The sequence below is a fragment of the Stagnihabitans sp. genome (assembly GCF_964946895.1).
In genome coordinates, this window is the sequence record NZ_CBBQHX010000002.1 from 93967 (window position 1) to 115285 (window position 21319).

At 62.7% G+C, this 21319-nt stretch carries 17 protein-coding genes; 8 read left to right on the forward strand and 9 right to left on the reverse strand.

The genetic code is table 11. From position 1 onward, the window contains the following. Positions 1–400 precede the first annotated feature (400 nt). Positions 401–1114, reverse strand: a complete 714-nt coding sequence (locus tag AC1Y2B_RS01980; RefSeq protein ID WP_482251371.1) for a GntR family transcriptional regulator — start codon at positions 1112–1114, stop codon at positions 401–403. 214 nt (positions 1115–1328) lie between these two features. Between AC1Y2B_RS01980 and AC1Y2B_RS01985 the strand changes: the two genes are divergently transcribed. The 6 genes from AC1Y2B_RS01985 (at position 1329) to AC1Y2B_RS02010 (ending at position 6648) form a co-directional block, all read left to right on the forward strand. Then, positions 1329–2516: an ABC transporter substrate-binding protein gene (locus AC1Y2B_RS01985; RefSeq protein WP_482251372.1), complete on the forward strand. Its 1188-nt coding sequence runs from the start codon at positions 1329–1331 to the stop codon at positions 2514–2516. Between the two features lie 79 nt (positions 2517–2595). Continuing rightward, positions 2596–3465, forward strand: coding sequence for a branched-chain amino acid ABC transporter permease (locus AC1Y2B_RS01990; protein ID WP_482251373.1), 870 nt, complete (start codon positions 2596–2598; stop codon positions 3463–3465). 4 nt (positions 3466–3469) lie between these two features. Continuing rightward, positions 3470–4441, forward strand: a complete 972-nt coding sequence (locus tag AC1Y2B_RS01995; RefSeq protein WP_482251374.1) for a branched-chain amino acid ABC transporter permease — start codon at positions 3470–3472, stop codon at positions 4439–4441. Continuing rightward, a complete protein-coding gene (locus AC1Y2B_RS02000; RefSeq protein ID WP_482251375.1) occupies positions 4438–5220 on the forward strand; it encodes an ABC transporter ATP-binding protein in 783 nt (260 codons plus the stop codon). Before AC1Y2B_RS01995 ends, AC1Y2B_RS02000 begins: the two co-directional genes overlap by 4 nt. A gap of 4 nt (positions 5221–5224) precedes the next feature. Then, entirely contained in the window at positions 5225–5947 is a 723-nt protein-coding gene (locus AC1Y2B_RS02005) for an ABC transporter ATP-binding protein (RefSeq protein ID WP_482251376.1), read from the forward strand. Further along, the gene (locus tag AC1Y2B_RS02010; protein WP_482251377.1) at positions 5947–6648 is read left to right on the forward strand and encodes an aspartate/glutamate racemase family protein; all 702 of its coding nucleotides are present in this window, start codon (positions 5947–5949) and stop codon (positions 6646–6648) included. The genes AC1Y2B_RS02005 and AC1Y2B_RS02010 overlap by 1 nt, the downstream gene beginning before the upstream one ends. A 177-nt stretch (positions 6649–6825) precedes the next feature. Here the strand turns inward: AC1Y2B_RS02010 and AC1Y2B_RS02015 are convergent, their stop codons facing one another. After that, positions 6826–8418, reverse strand: coding sequence for a class I SAM-dependent methyltransferase (locus tag AC1Y2B_RS02015; protein ID WP_482251378.1), 1593 nt, complete (start codon positions 8416–8418; stop codon positions 6826–6828). Between the two features lies 1 nt (position 8419). Next, positions 8420–12190, reverse strand: a complete 3771-nt coding sequence (locus tag AC1Y2B_RS02020; RefSeq protein WP_482251379.1) for a rhamnan synthesis F family protein — start codon at positions 12188–12190, stop codon at positions 8420–8422. 515 nt (positions 12191–12705) lie between these two features. Between AC1Y2B_RS02020 and AC1Y2B_RS02025 the strand changes: the two genes are divergently transcribed. Beyond that, positions 12706–14724, forward strand: coding sequence for a YgiQ family radical SAM protein (locus AC1Y2B_RS02025; protein WP_482251380.1), 2019 nt, complete (start codon positions 12706–12708; stop codon positions 14722–14724). Position 14725: 1 nt separating this feature from the next. Here AC1Y2B_RS02025 and AC1Y2B_RS02030 read toward each other — a convergent pair whose 3' ends face one another. The 3 genes from AC1Y2B_RS02030 to AC1Y2B_RS02040 all read right to left on the reverse strand — a co-directional run bounded on the left by AC1Y2B_RS02030 (position 14726) and on the right by AC1Y2B_RS02040 (position 18618). After that, positions 14726–16033: an RsmB/NOP family class I SAM-dependent RNA methyltransferase gene (locus tag AC1Y2B_RS02030; protein ID WP_482251381.1), complete on the reverse strand. Its 1308-nt coding sequence runs from the start codon at positions 16031–16033 to the stop codon at positions 14726–14728. A 268-nt stretch (positions 16034–16301) separates the two neighbouring features. After that, positions 16302–17270, reverse strand: coding sequence for a sugar phosphate isomerase/epimerase family protein (locus tag AC1Y2B_RS02035; RefSeq protein WP_482251382.1), 969 nt, complete (start codon positions 17268–17270; stop codon positions 16302–16304). Between the two features lie 163 nt (positions 17271–17433). Further along, entirely contained in the window at positions 17434–18618 is a 1185-nt protein-coding gene (locus AC1Y2B_RS02040; protein ID WP_482251383.1) for a WD40/YVTN/BNR-like repeat-containing protein, read from the reverse strand. A gap of 343 nt (positions 18619–18961) precedes the next feature. Between AC1Y2B_RS02040 and AC1Y2B_RS02045 the strand changes: the two genes are divergently transcribed. After that, a complete protein-coding gene (locus AC1Y2B_RS02045; RefSeq protein WP_482251384.1) occupies positions 18962–19258 on the forward strand; it encodes a hypothetical protein in 297 nt (98 codons plus the stop codon). Between the two features lie 132 nt (positions 19259–19390). On the opposite strand, the gene AC1Y2B_RS02050 is transcribed toward AC1Y2B_RS02045, so the two are convergent. From AC1Y2B_RS02050 to AC1Y2B_RS02060, 3 genes are all read right to left on the reverse strand, one after another. Then, on the reverse strand, positions 19391–19870 hold the full coding sequence (locus AC1Y2B_RS02050) for a cupin domain-containing protein (RefSeq protein WP_482251385.1): 480 nt from the start codon (positions 19868–19870) through the stop codon (positions 19391–19393). A 2-nt stretch (positions 19871–19872) separates the two neighbouring features. Next, complete coding sequence (locus tag AC1Y2B_RS02055) at positions 19873–20391, reverse strand: YbhB/YbcL family Raf kinase inhibitor-like protein (RefSeq protein ID WP_482251386.1); 519 nt, start codon at positions 20389–20391, stop codon at positions 19873–19875. Positions 20392–20481: 90 nt separating this feature from the next. After that, complete coding sequence (locus tag AC1Y2B_RS02060) at positions 20482–21237, reverse strand: helix-turn-helix transcriptional regulator (protein WP_482251387.1); 756 nt, start codon at positions 21235–21237, stop codon at positions 20482–20484. Positions 21238–21319 lie beyond the last annotated feature (82 nt).

Consider the following 21319-nt stretch of genomic DNA (forward strand, 5'->3'; position numbering starts at 1 on the left):
CACAGCCCCGACGCGTTGATCCTTGATATGGAAGATTCCGTCCTCCCTGCCGCCTGCGCCGTCATGGTGCCCAAACGCAACGATCCGCGCAGGCTGGGCGATGCGGCGACGCTGACCGATGGCAAGACGACCTTGATAGCCGGGGTGAAAAGCCCGAAAGGCATGCGCCGCCTGGATCAGATCACCTCGGGACCCGAAGCGCAGGGCCTGTTGCCCGGGGTCGGCGATGTGGACCCCAGCGGTCGCGTGTCAGCAAGATGGGGCGCTGCGCCAGTTAACCAGCCCGCCCAACGGGCAGCAGCATTTGCGAATGACCGCCGACCGTTGGGCGATCGGCCGAATCCTTGCCCGCGTGCTTCGCGTCGTCACGGCCACGCAACAGCCCAAAGGTATCCTGCGGCTAGCGCCCAGCAAAAAGGGCCACAAGGTCCACAGCATTGCTGTTGCGCGCCCCCAGATCGAGGTGGTTTTCAATATGGCGCAGGTGGTTGGTCATCAGACGGCCTGCCGTCGCACCATCCCGGGAAATCAACGCTTCGACAATCGCGTTGTGATCATCATCGCGGCAATTGGTGGCGCCCGGCGCCCCAAACATGCCGATGATCAGCGAGGTGCGGGTGACCAGTTCCTTCATCATCCGCAGCAAGACGGCATTGCCCGCGATCTGGGCAAGTAGGGTGTGAAAATGGCCCGACAGTCTGATGGCTTCGTGGCGGCGGCCTTCGTGGTTGGCGTCGTGCTCCTGCTCCAGATGGCGGGTAAGCGCGGCGACATCGGCATCCGTCGCACGTTCGCAGGCCAATCTGGCAATGGTCGGCTCAAGCGCAAGGCGCGCCTCGAACACCTCTCTCGCTTGTTCCGCGGTGGGCGAGGCGACGTAGGCGCCGCGATTTGCATGCAGTTCAACCACCTCGCGAGAGGCCAGCAGCAGCAAAGACCGTCTGATCCGCATGCGGCCGACGCCAAAAGCCTCACACAGGGCCGATTCGGACAGTTTGGTGCCCGGGGGCAGGCGCTGTTCCACAACCGCCTCGAAAATGCGCTCGACGATATCTTCTTCGGCGATTTCATCGGCAGCAGAAGATTTGCCAATTTCGGTGGCGGCAAGCGACATGGTGGTCTGTTCCGAGGTGATTGCGTGGTTATGCAAAGGGATAGTTACCAATCCGCCCTGCTTCAAGCGAGGAATATTGTCGACACGATTTCAAATCTATGTTGACATGATTGTTAACAATATTCCCAGATCAGGGCAGGCCTTACGTCAGGCCGTTGGCAGCCCTGAAACTGGGGCGCCGAACACCAACCCTTTGGCTTACAGGGAGTCTGCCATGAACCGTCGCTCTATGCTGAAATCCACCGCCCTTGCCGCCGTCGCCAGCTTTGCGATGTTCGGCACCGCCTTTGCTGAAAACCCGGTCCTGAAGATCGGTTTCGTCGGCGTCACCTCTGGTCCGGCTGCCGCTTGGGGCACCTCGAACCAGCGTTCGATGGAAACCCGCGCTGACTGGATCAACGAGACCGGCGGCTATGACATCGGCGGCACCAAGTACAACATCGAGATCGTGCCGTTCGACGACCAGAAAGACCCCAAGCGCGCGATTGCCGGGATGGAGCAGATGGCGCAGGCGGGTGTTCACTATGTCGTCGGCCCCAACGTCGATGACGGTGCCGCCGCTGTGCGCCCGGTGGCCGAACAGAACGGCATCATGTATTTCCCCTACGCCTTCCCCAAGGCGCTTTACACCGCCCCGGCCTCGAATGCCGTTCTGGGCATGGTGGCCAACTATCAATCCGGTCCGGCCATCTACAAATATCTGATGGAAAAGAACGGCATCAAGAAAGTGGCCTTTGTGGCTGCCAACGAATCCGACCCGCTCAGCCAGCGCGATTCCGGCTCTGCCGCTGCCAAGGCGCTGGGGCTTGAGGTGGTATCCGATACCGTGACCTATCAGGCAGATACCACCGACTTCACCCCGGTTCTGACCCCGGTGATCCAGGCCGCCCCCGACCTGCTGGTGCTGTCCGGCGTGTCGCCCGCCAACGCCCCGCAGCTGATCCGTTCGGCCCGGGAAATGGGCTACACCGGACTGATCTCGACCGAAACCGCACAGGACGCGGCGGTTCTGCAAGAAGGTGCCGGCGATCTGGCCAATGGCTTCATCTCGGTCGGCGGGGCTTCGACCCCGGACCTCGCCTCGGACATGATGAAGGAATTCGTTGCCCGCTACACCAAGAAGTTCGGCGAGTATAACGATGAGTCCAACACCAAGGTCTATGCCCTGGAATACATCCTTGCGACCATCGCGGCTGACCCGAAGGCCATCGACAACGTCGACGAGTTCAAGAAGACGATGGACACGTTCTCGGCGCCCAACCCCTACATGAAGGGCGATGCCAAGTTGCAATACGTCGGCACCACCTCGTTCGGGCAGAAGCGCCAGCTTTCGGTGCCGCTGGTCGTGAACACCTTCAAAGACGGCAAGTTCGACACGCTGTTCGTGGCGCAGGTCGACTGATCAGCGAAGACGTCAAAGTCGGGGCCTGTCCTGCGGGGCGGGCCCCTTTCTCACAACAGGTCGGGCTTGGGGGTCGGGCATGGAACAGATCATAGCAAACGGGCTTTATCTTGGCGCGCAATACGCGCTGATCGCCTTGGGGCTGACGCTCATCTTTTCGTTGATGAACGTGTTGAACTTTGCCCATGGGCAGATGTTCGTTTTCGGTGGCTTCATCACCTATACCGTCGTCGCCAAGGCCGGCTTGCCGTTCATCGTGGGGCTGTTCGCCTCGGCGGTCATTCTGGCGGCGATGGGGGCGGTGGCAGAGGTCTTCCTGTTTCGCCCCGTGATCCGACGGTCCAAGCGCGACGAATCCACCATGCTGCTGGCCGCCGGTGTGGCCTTCTTTCTGGATGCCGTGATCCTGCTGCTGTTCGGTGAAAAGCAGCGCGGCGTGCCGAAGATCCTGAACGGGGTGTTCAATTGGAACATGCGGATCATCATGCCCTATGACCGCATTCTGGTGGGCTTTCTCGCCGTGGCGCTGATCGTGGCGTTCATCGCCTTCATGCAATATTCCCGCACCGGACGCGCCATGCGGGCCTTGGCACAAGACCGGATGGCAGCACAGCTGATGGGCGTCGATGTCGACCGCTATTCGATGATCGGCTTTGCCTTGGGCGCGATGCTGGCAGGCCTGGTCGGAGGCTTGCTGGTCGCTGTCACTGGCATCAATCTGGGCATGGGCGGGCCAACCTCGGTCAAGGCATTCATGATGATCATGATCGGCGGGGCCGGCGTGATTTCGGGCGCCATCGCCGGAGGGTTCATTCTGGGCATGATGGAAAGCGTCGGGCTGACGCTGCTGTCGGCCTATGGCGACATCACCTATCTGGTCATCTTCGCCTCGTTGATGGTTTTTCTGGCCTTCCGCCCGCAAGGGCTGATGGGCAAGCCGTGGGGTTGACCAGATGAAGTCGTTGAAAATACTCGGTATCGCAGGCTTCCTGCTGGTGGTGTTCGTGTTGGTCCCGCTGGTGATCGACGTCACGGGCCGCAAGGATCTGTATTACACCCTGACATCGGTGGCGCTTCTGTCCATCGGCTCGGCAGGCGTGTGGCTGACCTTCTACATCGGCCGCATCAACATCGGCCAAGGCGCGTTTTCGCTGATGGGCGGCTATGTCTCGGCCATCCTGATGACGCAGGCGGGCTTCAGCTTCTGGGCCACCCTGCCACTGGCAGGCCTGTTCTGCGCCCTGATCTCCGTCGGAATTGGAGTCCCGATCCTGCGCTTGCGGGGCGTCTACTTCGCCATGGTCACGCTGGTCCTGACCGAGGTTGCCCGGCTGACCGCCCTCGCCCTGCCCATCACCAACGGTGCCAAGGGCATCACCTCGATCCCGCTGCCGGGGGCGCTGTCCATCGCTGGCCTGACCATCATCCCCGACTTTGCCACGATGGCGAACCCCAAGCTGGCGTTCTACCTGCTGGCCGTCACGCTGATGGTGGCAAGCTACGCCGTCCTCTGGCGCATCGTGAACTCCCGCCTTGGCCACCTTTGCCGCAGCCTGCAGCAGAACGAGGAGTTGTCGGCCTCGATCGGCGTCAACACCGCTTACCTGCGCGTGCTGGTCTATGCGATTTCCAGCTTCTTTGGCGGCATCGCCGGGGTGGTCTTCGTCGCCATCTCGCAGTCGATCTACCCGTCCAGCTTCGTCGTCACCGACAGCGTCAACTTCATGCTGTACTGCTTTGTCGGCGGCCTCAGCTACGTCACCGGCCCGATGGTGGGCACCTTGCTTTTGTATTTCGGCTGGGACGTGCTGACCATCGCACAGGATTATCAGATGCTGATCTACTCCAGCGCCATGATCGCCCTGATGCTGGTGCTGCCCAACGGCGTCCTCAGCCTGCTGGACCGGATCGGAGGCCGCAAATGAGCGTGATCCTGCAAGTCAAAGCCGTCACCAAACGCTACGGCGGTCTGACGGCTGTCAACGGCGTCAGCTTCGAGGTGCAGAAGGGCGAAATTCTGTCGGTGATCGGCCCCAATGGTGCCGGAAAATCCACCCTGTTCAAGCTGATATCCTCCTTCGTGCCCACCTCCTCGGGTGAGGTTCTGTTCAACGGCACCCGAATTTCCGACCTTGCCCCGCACAAGGTGGCGCGGATGGGGGTGGTGCGGACGTTTCAGGAAACCACCATCTTCAAGTCGATGACGGTGCGCGAAAACATCATCGTGGCCCACCATCTGCGCGCCAAGGCGAGCCTGTTCGGCTTCTTCATGGGTTCCGCCCATGCCCGCGCCGATGAGGCGACCTTCGCCACCTCGGCCGATGAGATCGTTGATTTCCTTGGCCTGCAACCCATCCGAAACGAACTCGCCTCCAACTTGCCGCAAGGGCATCTGCGCGCCTTGGGCATGGCCATCGGTCTGGCCACCAAGCCTGCGATCCTGCTGCTGGACGAACCCTTTGCCGGGATGAATCATGACGAGACGATGAAGATGGTCGCCAACGTCCGCCGCCTGCGCGATGAACGCGGGCTGACGGTGCTGCTGGTGGAACACGACATGCCTGCCGTGATGAAGATTTCCGACCGCATCGTGGTGATCAACTTCGGCGAGAAGATCGCCGAAGGCACACCGGCTGAAATTCAGGCCAACCCGAAGGTGATCGAGGCGTATCTCGGCTCCGAAGACGCTGCGATTGGGATGTAAAGCCATGACAGAGATGCTGAATTTCAAGGACGTCGAGCTTTACTACGACCACGTCTACGCCCTGAAAGGCGTGTCGATCACCCTGCAACAGGGCGAAACCGTGGCCCTGATCGGCGCCAATGGCGCGGGCAAATCCTCGATCCTGCGGGCGATCACGGGTCTGCGAAAGATCAAAAGCGGCACGATCACCTATATGGGGGAACGGCTGGACGGCGCGTCCCCCTCTGACATCGTCAAGCGCGGCATCGCCATGGTGCCGGAAGGGCGGCGGGTGTTTCCCTACATGTCGGTCAAGGACAACCTTTTGATGGGGGCCTTCACTCGCACCGACAAGGCGGGCATTGCCACCACGCTGGAGTCGATCCTGACCCGCTTTCCCCGCCTGAAGGAGCGTTACGGCCAGCAGGCCAGCACCCTGTCGGGTGGGGAACAGCAGATGATGGTGATTGGTCGTGCCCTGATGGCCAAGCCCAAACTGCTCTTGCTGGACGAACCCTCCCTCGGCATCGCGCCAAAGCTGGTGCAGGACATCGCCCGCGCCATCGTGGCGATCAGCCGGGATGAACAGGTCACCGTCCTGCTGGTCGAACAGAACAGCCGCATGGCGCTGTCGATCTCGAACCGGGCCTATGCAATGGCCACCGGCGCAGTCGTGCTGACCGGCGAGTCAAAGGCGCTGATGAACGATGACCGCATCAAGGCCGCCTATCTGGGGGGTGAAGTCTGATGCGCATTCTGGTTGTGAACCCCAACAGCACCGCGTCAATGACGGAGAAGATCGGCGCGGCGGCCCGGCGCGTGGCCTCGCCCGGAACCGAGATTGTCGCGGTCAACCCCGCCAATGGCCCGGCCAGCATCGAAGGCTATTATGACGAGGCGCTGTCCCTCGCGGGAATGCTGGCCGTGATCCGCAGCACGCAAGACTTCGACGCCGTGGTGATCGCCTGTTTCGATGACACCGGATTGGATGCCGCCCGCTGCCTGACCGACCGCCCGGTGATTGGCATCGGCGAGGCGGCCTATCACTTCGCCTCGATGATCGCCAACAAGTTCTCGGTCGTGACCACCCTTGCCCGTTCGGTCCCGGCGCTGGAACACAACCTGCACCGCTACGGCCTGATCACGCGCTGCGCCCGGGTCAGATCTTCCGAGGTGGCGGTGCTGGAACTGGAGCGCCCCGGTTCCGATGCCTGCAACCGGATCAGCGCCGAAATCGGCCGCGCCGTGGCCGAAGACCGCTGCGAGGCGGTGGTGCTGGGTTGCGCGGGAATGGCGGATTTGGCGGAAGCCCTTGCCGCCGAACACGGTCTGCCTGTTCTGGACGGGGTGTCCTGTGCCGTTGGGCTGGCCGAAGCCATGGTAAAGCTGCGGATCCGGACCTCCCGGCTCGGCGGTTACGCGCCACCACCGCCGCATAAAGTCGCATAGGCACCAAATACCCGCCGACGCTGCCCGTGCGCGCGATGGCGCTATATAGCGAACGGCACACCTTTTGTGGTCCACATCAGGCGAATGAAGAACGGCGCAAGGGCGCGCCAACCTCCGGACAAGGCCTGCACCCGGTTTGGCAGACCGAAAAGCAGGCTCCCGGTCCCTTTGCGCAGATCAGGCATGGTCATAGGCGCCGGTCTCCAGACCCTGCGACCAGCCTGTGGTGCCGGGCGCGGCAGGTCCGATACGGCGGGCAAGGACCAGACTTTGCGTTGGCGCCGGACTTTGCTGCATCCGGGTCAAACCGGACATGGTCGGCAACAAGGGCACAACCGATGCGCCGGATGTCTCTGCCAATTGCAGCACCTCGAACCCGGTATTGCGGTTCAGCAACCCTTTCCACGAATGCGAGGTGAAGCGCCAGTAATCCCAAGGTTCGGCGTGAAGCGGCCAGATCGTTGGAACCGAGGCGATAAACAGCCCTCCGGTCTTCAGAATGCGGTTGGCTTCCAACACAAATGTCAGCGGTGAAAGCAGATGTTCCATCACTTCGGCACTGTAGACGACATCAACCGAGGCTTCGGCAAAATGCTGGGAAAGGCGGTGCGCGTCAGCCACGAAATCAACATTCGCATCTGCCAGATAGTCGACACCCACATAATCCCAAGCCAACTGCCGGCGCAGCCTCATGGCCGCCGATGCCGGCCCCCGGGCGCCCACTTCCAGAAAGACACCCTTCCGGTCGAGTTTTTCGCGAAGATCCGTCAGGGCGGCTTCAATGAAAGACGCGGCATCCTGACCATCAGTTTGGGACATCATGACCTTTTGAAGCGACACGCGGCGAACAGCGCCATCCGTGAACCGCAGAACCAGGACCAGATCCCGCGCGCCGTCGGTCACATCAAGCGGCATCCGTTCAAAGTTGGCATAATCCGCAAACAGTCCGCAAATCACATGGCCGAATGACGACATGTCCGGACCGAAGCGGTCCATCATGGCCGGAGACGGCAAGGGATGAACAGGAAGCAGGGGCCTCAATTCCGCTGCAGCGGGCGTGATCCGAGACGCCTCATGCGTCCACCATTGTACAGGCCCCAATGGAATTGGCGAATGCAGCGACAAGCCTGCAAGCTGTGCTCCGGGTTTGTGAATTTCGAACTCCAGATGCAGGCTGTTGCGAAAAAAGGCCATGTTCTGGCAGGCAACCCAAACGTCGCCCATCGGCACCGCTGCCATGTGGTCTTGCGAAATCGGCAGGTCCGGGGCGATTGGGCGGGCCTCCATGACGGCAGGGGCCATGTCAAACAGGGTTTCGCCTACGGCATCGGCACTTTCCGCGTCAAGCCAAAGAAACCACGCCTCCTGTCGGCTGCGAAAGGGTACGAACGAGAACCGGATATGAAGGGTCCCATCCGGTTGCGCCGTAGCCGATAGGTCTGTGACCTCTTCGGCGCAGGAAAGAACGTCGCCGGCGGCTGCGAGCGTCGCAACGGCTTTTCCCATGCGCGTCGTCAGCCCATGCGCTTCGATCCGAAAGGTCTGTCCTGCGCGGGGTCGCAGCACCAGCTGAAGCGTCGCGATCTCGCCCACACGGAAGCTGGCCGGAAAGGAGACCCCGGGTCGAGCGGTTCCGAGGCTGATGACATGGCGCCAGCCGTCCTGTCCCGTACCCAATTCACAGCCCAAGGCGATGGCCTGCAAGGCCGAACGTTGCGCGGTGGTATTGGGGGCGGCCTGGGTTTTGACCGTGGGTGGATAGAACTTCATCTTAATTCCCTTCCGCATCGGGCAGCGGATCTGTGTAGGACATCAGCGGCAGCCGGTTCACATTCGTCTCTTCGAGGTGAAGGCAGATCTCTTCGATGTCGGCGCCGTGTTCGGTCAGGGCTTGCAAGACGTCGCCCCCTCGAACACCAGCGTGTGGCAGCCTGAGCAGTTCCGCCTTGACGAAAGGAAAGCCCAGCCGAAGCAATTGCCGCCACAGATGATGGGTCGGCGACAGGCCGATCATGCGACGGCGGTCCTTGCCCAGCATGGTTTCAAGCGGAAACAACACTTCCACCTTCAGCTTCGCCTGTGTTCGGGCCAAATCGAGAAGAGCCAGTTCGTAGCGGTCGATAACCTCTTGTTTATTCTCCAGAACTTCAATTTCATTCCAGAATCTGCGAATGACGTCTGAGCCAAGGCCGGCGCGCTTGTAGGCAAACAGGAAGCTTTGAATGTGGTGGCGATACATTCTGGAGTCGGTCATGGCGATGAAATCGGCCGGGGACTGGCGTATCCGGTTTGCCAGCGGACCCAAGCTGCCCAGCGGGCCAATCAGGCTGTCGTTGGCAAACACCACAAGCCCGGCGTTCCAGATGGCTGGCGCGCGGCGCAGAATATCTGCCCAACCGGCAAAATCGTAACCTTCATTGCAGCGCAGCAGGACGTGATCCGCAACCTGCGCGATGGATGGATCGACAGGCGCGTCCGGATCAATCAGGTTCAGACACAGAATGATCTTGAACCCGGCGTCGCGCAGGGCGGTCAGATATCGTCGGGTCAGAACCGGCAGGGCGCCATCCGGCGCGAAGGCCACAAAAAGGCAGATCTCCTGCGCTTCGCCTATTGTTTCTGGTGGCGGGGTCAGCCATCGGCTTTGGGCTGATCCATTTTCCACAGGACGAACCGTGGGCAGCGGCGGCACATCTGGTGGCACCGCTGGCAGGTTCAACGCCAAATCTTCCTCGATCCTAACCCGAAGGTGATGAATGGACTGCTGCTTTTCCGTCAGGGCCTCGGCCATCAGCACCCGCAGGGCGGAATGTCGGGCGTAAAGTGCCGCACGGTGTGGGGGCGGAAGTTGGTCGTGAAGCGCGACGGGCGCATCAAGGACAAGAAGCACCTTTCGGCCGGAATCACTTGCGCGCAGGCAAAGGTCTTGAACGGCGCCCGCGATGGGGCCCGGATCAAGCGGGCCTAGCGCTTCAAAAGCATCCCGACGGATCAGAAGGCACGCGGCAGGCACAAGCGGAACCGACGCTTCTGCTGCGCCGCGGGTCCAATCCCTGATGGATGCGGCAAGGGTCGCATCGGGAATGGGTTCCATGGATTGGCGTTCGGCGCGCAGCGGATGGGCAGAGAATGGACCCGCCAAAGGCAAAGCCGAGGCAACCGCCGCCCTTGACCAGGTATCCAGGCTTCGGAACAGCGGGGGCAAGGTATCGGGCAGAACCGCAGCCTGGGCACAAAGCAACAGCAAGCGCGGTGCGCTGCCAGCACGAAGCGCAGCATTGCGGTCTTTGGCTTTGTGGACCTGGAACGGCAGGTCTTCAAGATTGGCAAGGTCAAGCCTTGTGGGCGACCCCACAATGGACACCCGATCAATCCATTCTTCACAATGCAGGGCAAGGCTCTCAAGACAGGCGCGCAAGTGGATCTGCGCATCGTCAGCCAAGATCACGACATCGCAAAGTTCCGGACCGCGGCCTTGCGGTGTGCCGCCCGCAGGCGTCGGAAGGTTGACTTCATCGGCATCCGACAGGCCAAGGGAGTCGATCAAGGCGACAAGCGCCGGATCATTTACAGACCGACCGAAAGCCTCCTGAAATTGTTTGCAGATTGCGCCCAGATTCGGGTTCGCTTCCGCAAGTTCGGCCAGACCGAAAAGACCGACTTCAAGATCACCGTTTGCAAGGACCGCATTGATTTCCAGCAGACGGACATCAACATCCTCTGACCTGACGCTGGGCGTCAGCGGTCCCAGGGCGGCAAGTGCGGCTGCAGGTCGACCCAGCAAAGTTTCGCAGCGCACAAGGATCTTGCGCGCCGTCAGGCTATTGGGGTCGTGGGAAAGCGCGGTCAGGGCATGCGCACGCGCCAGCCGGTAACACGTCAGCACAAGCGCGCTTGCCGCCAGATTTGACCAATGGACAGGGTCCAGCGGATTGATGTTGCACAGGATCCGAAACGCGGAATAGGCCCGCCGGTAACGCCCCCTCGAAAAGGCAAACATCCCCGCGTCGGCTAGCAGCTGTGCATCTTGCGGTCTGCGTGCCGTTGCGGCTTCAAAGCAGATCTCCTGCACCTCGGGACCCAGATCAAGCGCCTTGCACCGCGCAAGCGCCTGCCAGAAATCGGCCTCGGTCTTTGCGCCAGCCTTATGTGCAACGGCGTCTGCCAGCGCATGCCAAAGCAGACATTCTGCACGTCGGGGAAAGCCCGCTTGAAGCAGATCTTCGAAGCTTTCGAGGATCGGTCCCGAAGCACAGGTGTTCTGCGCCTCGGGCGGCATGCCACGTCCTGCCAGCAGACGGGCCAGGAGTTCGCGCGCCTGCGGCAGAAAATAGGCCGGTTCCTGCGCAAATTGGGCAAGATCATCCAGGTCGCGACCAATTTCCGCGATGGCCCTGCACAGCACAGGGATCAGTTCTGCGGCGGGCGCCCCTTGGGCGTGGCGATGCTTTGCACCGAAGTAAAGCGCGCATCCAAGCCAGGACGGTGATTTTGAAAAGTCCGGGATCTTCAAGGGGCGATGGCGTGATCCGGTTTGTTCGGGGTCAGCCGTCAAAGATCCCGAGGAGAGGTCAATCTGATAGTGATTCTTCGCCAGATCGCTCAGTGCCGCCCAAGCCTTTCCTGCGCGGTCGAACTTGCCAGTGTTGAGGGTGTCCTTGAAAAGCCGATAGCGCGCACCTCCCGCGACGTGATGATCGGGGTGTTCTGCCAAAAGCTCCAGATAGCCGATATAAGCGTCCCAGCCCTCGTTGACCGGGGCAAGTTCGGGAAGGGGGCGATGGGATGCCCATGCAAAAAGACGGGTCCCCGACATTTCCACCTTTACGTGGCGAAACCCGGCCTGATGCAGCAGATGTGCCAGTCCCATCCTGCTGCTCAAGAAATAGTGAAATCCCGGCGACAGACTGGCCAGCAGCGTGGTGGGATCGCACGTGGGGATGACCCCCTCTGCGGCCGGCGTCGTCAGGATCAGGATGCCGTCCTCGCTCAGACCGCCACTGATTTCGGCCAGAAATTCCTTCGGATGCAAAACATGCTCAAGGACTTCCGAGGCGAAAACATAGCGGAACCGCCCATCCAGCCCTGCCTTCAGCGGCGCATAGTAGCTGTGCCGGATATCGACGCCCAGTTTATCGCGTCCGATCCGACCATATTCCGAAGTTTCAAGGCCGACAGCCCGACCCAGCCCCGCCGTTTGCCAGAAGTGCGGGACAAATCCGAAACCGCAGCCCACGTCCAGCAGATGCCCCCCTTTGGGCCTCAACCGCAGAAGAGGTTCCAGCATCGCCATGAGTCCCGCGCCACTTTGCACGTAATGGTGCCAGTAATTCTCGGCAAAGCCTTGAAAGTCATAGCCGATGACAGGATCGTCCCCCGCATAGGACAGGCTCAGACACACCTCACAGCGGCAAAGATCAAGCCTGCCACCTTCTGTCGGCGCACCGGCCACGCGCAAAACCGGACCTTTGGCCGCACCACCGCACACCCGGCATGAGGTTTCGACAGTATCTTTCGTGTCGCACGGGAATTGAACCTGCACGTGGTGCCTCCGCCAGTTTGTTCTGTCTTTGCCTGTCGCGCGGCCTCTCGTTTGCCGCCGCAACGCAGCGTTGAAGGCTGCACACAGAGATCGGATCGGCGCAAGGTGCCGGACCAGGATCTTTGGGATACAAGACCTGCTGGCAAAGATCCGGCAAGCCCAGGGCAATCAACAAACCGCAGCGCAGTCTTGCGCCGTCGCTTCATGGCAGCAGACAAGACCCGTCAGACTTCGCGCCCTGTCGGGATTTGGGCGGACAGCTTCATCCTTACCCTGCACGTCGGGATCGGCCGCATGTCCGGTGCCACGTCGGGTTCAAGCAACCTTGCCCGGGCAAGATTGGCGGTGACCGCACTTGGCGCTGTGGCCCAGGATGCGAAGGGCCGGGGGATCTGCGCCCTGTTGACCGGGGCTCTTTGGTGTCAGGGATGATCCTGCGGATGTGTCTTCACCTTTTCAGCCAACAGCCCAAAGCGAATTGAATTTGCCCGGGCGGCACCTTATACACCCCACCCATGGCAATTTCCCAAAACCCCGTGACACCGCTGTCGCGCCGCGAGTCTTCCGGCGAAAGAGCAGCTCCTTTCCTGCCGATGAGCCGGGCCGAGATGTCGGCGCTTGGCTGGACGGAATGCGACATCATCCTTGTGACCGGGGATGCCTATGTCGACCATCCGAGCTTTGGCATGGCGATCATCGGTCGCCTTTTGGAATCCCAAGGGTTCCGCGTCGGCATCATTTCGCAGCCAGACTGGCAGTCGGCAGAGCCGTTCAAGGCTTTGGGACGGCCGCGCCTGTTCTTCGGCGTCACCGGCGGCAACATGGATTCGATGGTCAACCGCTACACCTCGGACCGTCGCTTGCGCCATGATGACGCCTACACGCCGGACGGTGACGGTGGCAAACGGCCGGACCGCTGCACGATCGTCTACACCCAGCGTTGCCGCGAGGCTTTCAAGGATGTGCCGGTGATCCTGGGCGGCATCGAGGCCTCGCTGCGCCGCATTGCCCACTATGACTATTGGTCCGACAAGGTGCGCCGCTCGATCCTTGCGGATGCCAAGGCCGACTTGCTGCTGTACGGCAATGCCGAGCGCGCCGTGGTCGAGGTGGCCAAGCGCATGGCGGCAGGCGAGAAGGCCCGCGAGATCTGCGATGTCCGGGGCGTGGCCCTGTTCCGGCCCGTGCCGGAAGGCTACATCGAACTGCCTGCCGATGATCTGGACTCGCCGGACGAGGGCGCCACCCGCGTGCCCGGCAACACGGTCATCCGCCTTCCGTCTTGCGAGACGGTCGAGGTCGACAAGGAAGCCTATGCCCGCGCCTCGCGCGTCCTGCACCGCGAAGCCAATCCCGGCAACGCCCGCCCGCTGGTACAACGCCACGCCGACCGTGACCTGTGGCTGAACCCGCCGCCGATCCCGCTGACCTCTGACGAGATGGACGCGGTTTACGACCTGCCCTACGCCCGTGCCCCGCACCCATCCTATGGCGATGCCAAGATCCCGGCTTGGGACATGATCAAGGCTTCGGTCACCGTGATGCGCGGCTGTTTCGGTGGCTGCACCTTCTGTTCGATCACCGAACACGAGGGGCGGATCATCCAAAGCCGCTCTGAAGCCTCTATCCTGCGCGAGATCGAGTTGATCCGCGACAAGACCCCGGGCTTTGCGGGCGTGATCTCGGATATCGGCGGGCCCACGGCCAACATGTACCGCATGGCCTGCAAGGACCCCAACATCGAGAAGGCCTGCCGTTTGCCTTCCTGCGTGTTCCCCGACATCTGCCCGAACCTGAACACCAGCCATGACGCGCTGATCAGCCTCTACCGCAAGGTGCGTGAGGTGAAGGGCATCAAGAAGGTCATGGTGGCGTCCGGCGTGCGCTATGATCTGGCGGTCAAGTCCCCGGAATACATCAAGGAACTGGTCACCCACCATGTCGGCGGCTATCTGAAGATCGCGCCCGAACATACCGAGCGCGGCCCGCTGGACGTGATGATGAAGCCGGGCATCGGCACCTATGACCGCTTCAAGGAGATGTTTGACGCGGCGGCCAAGGAAGCGGGGAAGAAGTACTACCTGATCCCCTATTTCATCGCAGCCCACCCCGGCACGACAGATGAGGACATGCTGAACCTCGCCCTGTGGCTGAAGAAGAACAAGTACCGCGCCGATCAGGTGCAGACATTCCTGCCCTCGCCCATGGCGACGGCGACGGCCATGTATCACACGGGCGTCAATACATTGAAGGGCGTCCGGCGCGGGGCCTCTGAAAAGGTCGACACGGTGCGCGGCGGGCGGCAGCGTCGGCTGCACAAAGCCTTCCTGCGCTATCACGACCCCGAGAACTGGCCACTTCTGCGAGAGGCCTTGAAAGACATGGGCCGCGCCGATCTGATTGGCCCGCGCCCCGAGCAGCTGGTGCCCGTCCATCAGCCGATGGGAACCGGGGACGCCAAGAAGCGCCCCACGCGCCTCAACTTCCGGGGGCAGAAGTTCACCACCAAAGGCGTGCCCTTGCCGAAGCCGTAAATCAGGCGCCGTCCTGCGGGCGGGCGGGGGCCAAGACCTCGCGCTGCAGGATGGCGGCGAAGAAGCCGTCTGTGCCATGGCGGGCCGGCGTCAGGGACAGGTGGGCGTCGTCGCCCGCCAGCTGTGGCGCAGCCTCGTGCAGCGGCACGACTGAAAAGGCCGGATGCGCGGCAAGAAAGGCCGCCACCTGGGCCTCATTCTCTTCGGTCAGCATCGAGCAGGTCGCATAAACCAGCCTGCCGCCCGGCTTTACCAGACGCGCAGCACTGGCAAGGATGCGGGCCTGCAGCGCCACAAGCCCTTGCAACCCCAACTCCGGTGCACGCCAGCGGGCATCGGGATTGCGCCGCCAAGTGCCGGTGCCGCTGCACGGCGCATCGACCAGAACGCGGTCGTAACCACCCTTGTGGCGTTTGACCCATCGGTCGGTTTCAGAGGCCAAAACCCGCGTCTCCACATTGTGCAGGCCGGCTTGGCGCAAGCGCTCGGCGCAGCGCTTCAGACGCGCCTCGTTGACATCACAAGCGACGACATGGCCCCGGTTGGCCATCTGCGCGGCGATGGCCAAAGTCTTGCCACCCGCACCGGCGCAGAAATCGACCACGCGCTCTCCGGGCTTGGCATCAACCAGTTGTGCCACAAGCTGCGAGCCTTCGTCCTGAATCTCGATCTCGCCGGTCTTCAGCCCCGGCAGGCGCGCCAGCGACAGGCGTTCGCGCACACGGATGCCATGGGGCGAAAGCCGTGTGACCTCTGCCGGCAGGCCAAGGGCTTTCAACTCCCGCAGCACGGCTTCGCGGGTCGCTTTCACGGGATTGACCCGCAGATCCAGCGGCGGCGGCGTCAGGGTTGCCGCCATTTCGGCCCCGAAAGCCTCGCCAAAGCGGCGCCGAAGCGGGTCCATCGCCCAATCCGGACATTCCAGGCGCACCTCGTCGGGCATGGCAGGATGGACCATCGTACCGCCGCGCAACTTGGTCAGCAGACCGTGTTCAACCTCCGTCAGGGCGGCAGCCCCCTCGAACAGGCGCTTGATCTGGTCAGGTGTCTTGCCATCCGCGAGTGTCAGCCACGCCAGAAGTCTGGCGCGCGGCGTGTCACGCCCCCCGTGCTGTTCCAGCCACCAGCCCAGCCGTGCCCGATGCCGCAGCAGGGTATACAGCAGGTCCAGCACCGCACCCCGGTCCGTGTCATCAATGTCGCGCCGGGTACGGAAAAAGCCCGACGTGACAGCGTCCGCCGGTCGGGCAGCGCTTTCCACGTCAGACAGAAGATCAAGGGTGGCTTGCAGGCGAGCGGCAGGGGTCACGGGTGAAACGGCCAGATTGAAAACACGGTGGGACAGGCGCAGGACGGGATCCGGATGACTGGCTGCACCTTTTTGCCAGTCCCGGCGGGCTTGCGGCCCGCGTGGCGTCTTTACCGGGAACCATCACCTTTGCAAACCGGCATTCATGCCATCCCTGGCCCATGGATCGCGCAAAGCAGGGCTTGCCCCGTGGGACCGACGCCCGACCGTTGCCAAACCACCCCAACCGACCTCATGGCGCGAGCCCGACGACAAGGACGGCACCAGATCACGAAAGGTCCGCGCGGGCCTCTGCGTCGATCTCGTTCAGGATCTGGCGAACATACCGGATCTGCGCGACCGCCTCCGCCTTTTCCTGCGTCAGGCGGGCCGGCAGGGATTCGTCCGGCGCCAGCAAGGTGGTCGAGGCGGCGCGCGGTGGGATGACAGGATCGTCGGGATCGGTAGGAAAACGATAGGCCGGGGCGAACATCCCGTTCTCTTCCTCGCAGGCAAAAGCGCGGACCTGCGGTGTTTCCCCCAGCAGCAAAAGTCTGGTCAGCAGTCCCTTGAAGTCAATGTCGCCCTCGCCCGACCGGCAGGCCAGGTGGGCGAAGCCACCGCGATCCGGCAGGATTTTGGCATCCTTGATGTGGACGTCGGTCACATACGGCGCCATTTGCGCCAAGGCTGCCTCCGGCGTCTCGAAAGCATTGATCATGTTGGCAAAATCAAACAGAAGCGTCAGACGCGGATTTTGCACCGCTTGCAGGATCGCCACCAGTTCCTGCGATTTCAGGTCCTCGTGCTGCTCCAGCAGGAAGTCTAGCCTGCCCTCGGGGTCCAGCGCGGGCAAGCGGCGCAAATCGGCGATGGTCTGGGCTATGACCCGTGAGACCGGGCCCGCATGACGCGGATAGCAGCGGACCGAGGTGGCCCCGGTGTCCTTCGCCACGTCAATCGCCGCGCGCAGCGTATCTTCGTCAGTGGCCGAGGTTTCGATATGGATCTTCAGATCAAGCGATTTGGCCATCTTGCCAAAGACGGCACGCATGGCAACCGCATGCAGAAGCGAACGCTCTTCGCCGTCTTCGACATGGATCTTAACGCCCGCCATCCCGTGCCGGTGGGCGAATTGCAGAAAGTCGCAAGGCGTGGCATCGCCCAGCCGGAAGTTCAGATGCCAGGCATAAGCATGGGCGAAAAGCCGGATGCCCTTGATGCGGTCCAGCAGGCGGGCGGCGTCGTTGTGGTTCAAGGGGCACTCCTTTGGCGGGTCCATTCTTCACGCGGACACGGGTCAAACGCAATGTTGAAGCAATGCCCTCCGGGGATCGGGAAGCGCCTGACGCAGCGGGGCTGATGGGGTGAAGGCCCACAGACAGCGGCGCGCCGGGAAGGCGCAAGCCGCCCCTGATTGATCATATCCCGCGCGGCGTCGCCGGTTCCGCAAGATCAAGAACTTCGACGGACAGGACCGTGGGCAAGTGACGCGCGATCTCTTGCCACGTCTCGCCCTCGTCCAGACTTGCGAAAACCGACCCGCTGTTGGTGCCGAAGTAGATGCCAGCCGGTTCGCGGGTGTCACCGGCCATCGCCTGCCGCAAAACGGTGAAGAAGCAGGAGTCCTGCGGCAGGCCATCGCGCAGCGCCGTCCAGCTCTGCCCCGCGTCGCGTGATCTCCAAACCGCCGCCGCCGCATCCGGGGGAAAGCGACCAGCGCCATCGCCATTCAACGGCAGCGTCCAGATCGTGGCGGGGTCGCGCGGATGCACCCGGATCGGAAAGCCGAAGGTCGAGGGCAATCCCGCCGTGATATCCTCCCAACTGCGCCCGCCATCCGAGGAACGCCAGACCCCGTGGTGGTTCTGCTGATACAACACATCCTCGGTCCCCGGCGCGCGCATCATGTTGTGCACGCAATGCCCGGTTTCGCCGTTGCGCGGGGCTGCCGGATGATCGTGATGCGCGCAGGCCTCGGCGTTGGACAGCCGGTTGCGGCGCTCCCATGTCACACCGCCATCTTCGCTGGCGAATACACCCGCCGCCGATATTCCAACCCATACCTTTTTCGGATCGAACGGGCTCACAAGAATCGTGTGCAGCACCAGACCGGCCGCCCCGCCGTCCCAATTGCCGGCCGATGGATGGTCGGTCAGACCCTCGACCTTGGTCCAGGTTTTTCCGCCATCCTGGCTTTGCAGCAGACTGGCCGGTTTGGTTCCGGCGTGCAGCGTGCCGTGGGCGTGGTTCAGCGACCAGATCTGCGAAAACTCGGACGCGAAGGGCGGGGCCTCACCTGTCCAGCCGATCATCTTGGCGAAACCCGGGTCATTGGCGGCCCATTCGTCCATCTTGCCGGTCGTCAGCTTCACAACGTGCCATGACGCGCCGCCGTCCGCCGAGTGCCAGACGCCGGCACCATGCCAATCGCCGCCACCTCCGGCCCAAATGTTGCCCGTTTCAGGGTCGCCGATGATGTGATTGATCGGCCAGCCGTTGCAATGCGGCCCCGTGACCTTCCAGCCGCCGCGATCAGGTCCGCCAGACAGAAGAAAAGCACCTTTCGTGGTGCCGACAAGGATCGTGATGCCGCCAGTCGCCATGAGATTGCCTCACACCCGCCTCATGCGAAACGATATCACGGCCCCCTTCGGGCTGCATAGGGAGGAGTTTGGCAAATTTCAGGACCCCCAATCGCTCTGCCCGGGATGGCGACCTCAGACTGCTCCCTGAAGGGCCATGTCCTGCGGCCGGCACAGGCGCGGCTTGTCTTCCGCCGCAAGCGCAGCGTGTCGATCTGGAAACCCGATGTCGTATGAGACTGCAGTTTTCAGCCACGGCAAGGGTCACCGCTGCGGCATCGGCATCGGCTCCCATGAGTGTGGCGGTTGATTTTGTTCTGGTTATGTTCTATATATGAAAGCCAACCAGACAGGGAGTTCCCCGATGGAAGACATGACCTTTTCCCTGCCCGCAACGCCCAAGCAGATCGCCTATGCGCGCGCGCTGGCTTTGCGGAACCAGACGCTGCTCCCTTGGGACGTCCAGCAGGATCGCCGCACCCTAAGTTCCTGGATCGACGCGCAGGCGCGGTTGACGCCCAGTTCTGCCCTCGACAGCCTGCCGTCCTCCAAACAGGTGGCCTTCGCCGAGCGTTTGGCCCGCATCAAGCGGCGCGCCGTGCCAGAGGAATGCTTTCGCGACAAGGGTCTGATGGCGAAGTGGATCGACGGGAATCGGTGACAGGGGACGCTGCCGCAATCGGGGCGTGTGCGACCAAGCGCGCCGCAGTCGACACGCGGGCTTTGGCGCAGATTGCAGCATCGTCGGCCTATCCCGGCCGCTCCCCCTGGCGCGAGGCGGGGATGACGCCTGTCATTTCGCACCCGCCTTGGGTTCGGTGATGGCGTTGTGATCGACCAGGTTCCAGGCCATCCCCTCGTTCCGATAGATGCGCTTGGCCAGGCGCGGATAGTCACCCACATCATGCGCGCGCCTTTCTCCGGCCACCAGACAGCGCAGGACTGCCGTGCCCGTGTTGCGGATCGAATGGGCCAGACCGCCCTTGCGATAGCCCAGGAAATCCCCCGCCTTGACAGCAAAGGCCGCGTCCCCAATCAGCGCCGTCGCCTCTCCGGACAGGATGTACAGGCATTCATCCTCGTGGTGGTGCAGATGATGCTCGGTCGTCTCATGGCCGGGTTCCACCTCGATCAGATGGAAACCCATGCCCGTCAGCCCGGTCAGATCGCCCAGGGATGTGTTGACCCGGCGGGCATTGGGGTTCAGGAAATGCGTCTTGCGTAGACCTTCGGTCGCGGCAATCTCTTCGGCGGTCAGCAGATAGCCCTTCATGGTCAGCGCCCGTAGCTGACGGTGACGCTGGCACGGGCCAGGGCACCAGAGTTGGCAAAATAGCCCACCATCGCGGCAGAGGCCGTCTGGTCCAGCGGCAGGGTTGCAGCCGGCATGGCGAAGACCGTGACGATGTAGTGATGCGTGCTGCCTTGCGGCGGACAAGCGCCATCATAGCTGTTGTGCGAAAAATCGTTGCGCGCGGTCACCGCACCCTGCGGCATGCCGCCGTCGGCGCCCTCCGTCAGCCCCGTCACATCGGCTGGGATGTTGAAGGCCGACCAATGCCACAGACCGGACCCAGTCGGCGCATCGGGGTCATAGACGGTCACGACAAAGCTTTTCGTCTCAGGGGGCGCACCACTCCAGGCCAGTTCCGGAGACCGGTTCTCACCCGTGCAGCCAAAGCCCGACAGCAGCTGAGCAGGCTGAAAGCGGCCCTCCACGACACCGGGCAGGGCCAGTGTCATGTCAGCCAAGGCGGGCGAGGCAAGGAGAATAAGCGGCAGGGCATGGCGCATGGGGCAGGACCTTGTGTGGGAATGCACTCATCCTAGCCCCCTGCCCCATTCGATGCCGTGCCGCAGGGATCGACTTTCGTGCCGATCCGATCAATCCGGCCTCCGGCTGCGGATGTCCGAAGGCAACAGGCCAAACCGCTTGCGAAACCGCACGGCGAAGCGCGAGGGGCAGGCATAGCCCACATCCAGCGCAACCCGGGTGACCGACAGGTCAGAGGCTTGCAGCAGCGTCAGCGCCTGCCCCATCCGCACATCGGTCAGAAGCGCGCTGAACGTGGTGCCCTCCTGAGCCAGATGGCGGCGCAATGTGGGCTCGCTGACGGCCAGGGCTCTGGCAGCTTCGGGCGCGCGCCATGCGCGGTCGGGGGCACCGGCCAGCAGGGCCCGCAAACGGTCCGCCAGCGACGCGGGGCGCAGGCGGCCAAAGCCGATCCCCTCCTCGCCCAGCCACATCAGCACCTCCCGCAGGGCATGGGTTTTCAGGCGCTGCGGGACCTGCGGGTCCTGCGCAAAGCTGATCGCCCGATCGAAGGCCGCCAGCGTCGTAGCCCGCACCGTGGCGCGCAGGGCATCGCCGCCACCGGCTTCGGCCACGGCCAGACTTTCGGGGAGGACCAGAAGCTGGGCAGCGTAGGGGGCTTGGCCTTCGGGACAGTTCTCGATGGTCATCGACAGGCGCGGGGCCATGACGGCAAGGGCGCCTGCGGGGATCTCCAGCATCCGGGTGCCGACCTGCACCCGCTTCACCCCGCTTTGAACCCGGATCAGCGCGCAGGCACCATTGTGGACCGCACGAAACGTCGCCCGGCGGAACTGGCGGATCGAAAGGGCGATGGGCGATTCCATGCTGCGCTCCGGTGCGACGACGGCAAGAGAGGCGAAAGCGGGAACCTGTGCAAGGCGCGCAGCGACAAGGCCGGTTTGCACG

Bases quoted from the DNA above. Each gene is read 5' to 3' on its own strand.
- AC1Y2B_RS02025 (WP_482251380.1), top strand. From the start codon at position 12,706: ATGGCAATTTCCCAAAACCCCGTGACACCGCTGTCGCGCCGCGAGTCT.
- AC1Y2B_RS02050 (WP_482251385.1), bottom strand. From the start codon at position 19,870: ATGAAGGGCTATCTGCTGACCGCCGAAGAGATTGCCGCGACCGAAGGT.
- AC1Y2B_RS01990 (WP_482251373.1), top strand. From the start codon at position 2,596: ATGGAACAGATCATAGCAAACGGGCTTTATCTTGGCGCGCAATACGCG.
- AC1Y2B_RS02010 (WP_482251377.1), top strand. From the start codon at position 5,947: ATGCGCATTCTGGTTGTGAACCCCAACAGCACCGCGTCAATGACGGAG.
- AC1Y2B_RS02060 (WP_482251387.1), bottom strand. From the start codon at position 21,237: ATGGAATCGCCCATCGCCCTTTCGATCCGCCAGTTCCGCCGGGCGACG.
- AC1Y2B_RS01985 (WP_482251372.1), top strand. From the start codon at position 1,329: ATGAACCGTCGCTCTATGCTGAAATCCACCGCCCTTGCCGCCGTCGCC.
- AC1Y2B_RS02045 (WP_482251384.1), top strand. From the start codon at position 18,962: ATGGAAGACATGACCTTTTCCCTGCCCGCAACGCCCAAGCAGATCGCC.
- AC1Y2B_RS01980 (WP_482251371.1), bottom strand. From the start codon at position 1,114: ATGTCGCTTGCCGCCACCGAAATTGGCAAATCTTCTGCTGCCGATGAA.
- AC1Y2B_RS02015 (WP_482251378.1), bottom strand. From the start codon at position 8,418: ATGAAGTTCTATCCACCCACGGTCAAAACCCAGGCCGCCCCCAATACC.
- AC1Y2B_RS02000 (WP_482251375.1), top strand. From the start codon at position 4,438: ATGAGCGTGATCCTGCAAGTCAAAGCCGTCACCAAACGCTACGGCGGT.
- AC1Y2B_RS02040 (WP_482251383.1), bottom strand. From the start codon at position 18,618: ATGGCGACTGGCGGCATCACGATCCTTGTCGGCACCACGAAAGGTGCT.
- AC1Y2B_RS01995 (WP_482251374.1), top strand. From the start codon at position 3,470: ATGAAGTCGTTGAAAATACTCGGTATCGCAGGCTTCCTGCTGGTGGTG.
- AC1Y2B_RS02055 (WP_482251386.1), bottom strand. From the start codon at position 20,391: ATGCGCCATGCCCTGCCGCTTATTCTCCTTGCCTCGCCCGCCTTGGCT.
- AC1Y2B_RS02005 (WP_482251376.1), top strand. From the start codon at position 5,225: ATGACAGAGATGCTGAATTTCAAGGACGTCGAGCTTTACTACGACCAC.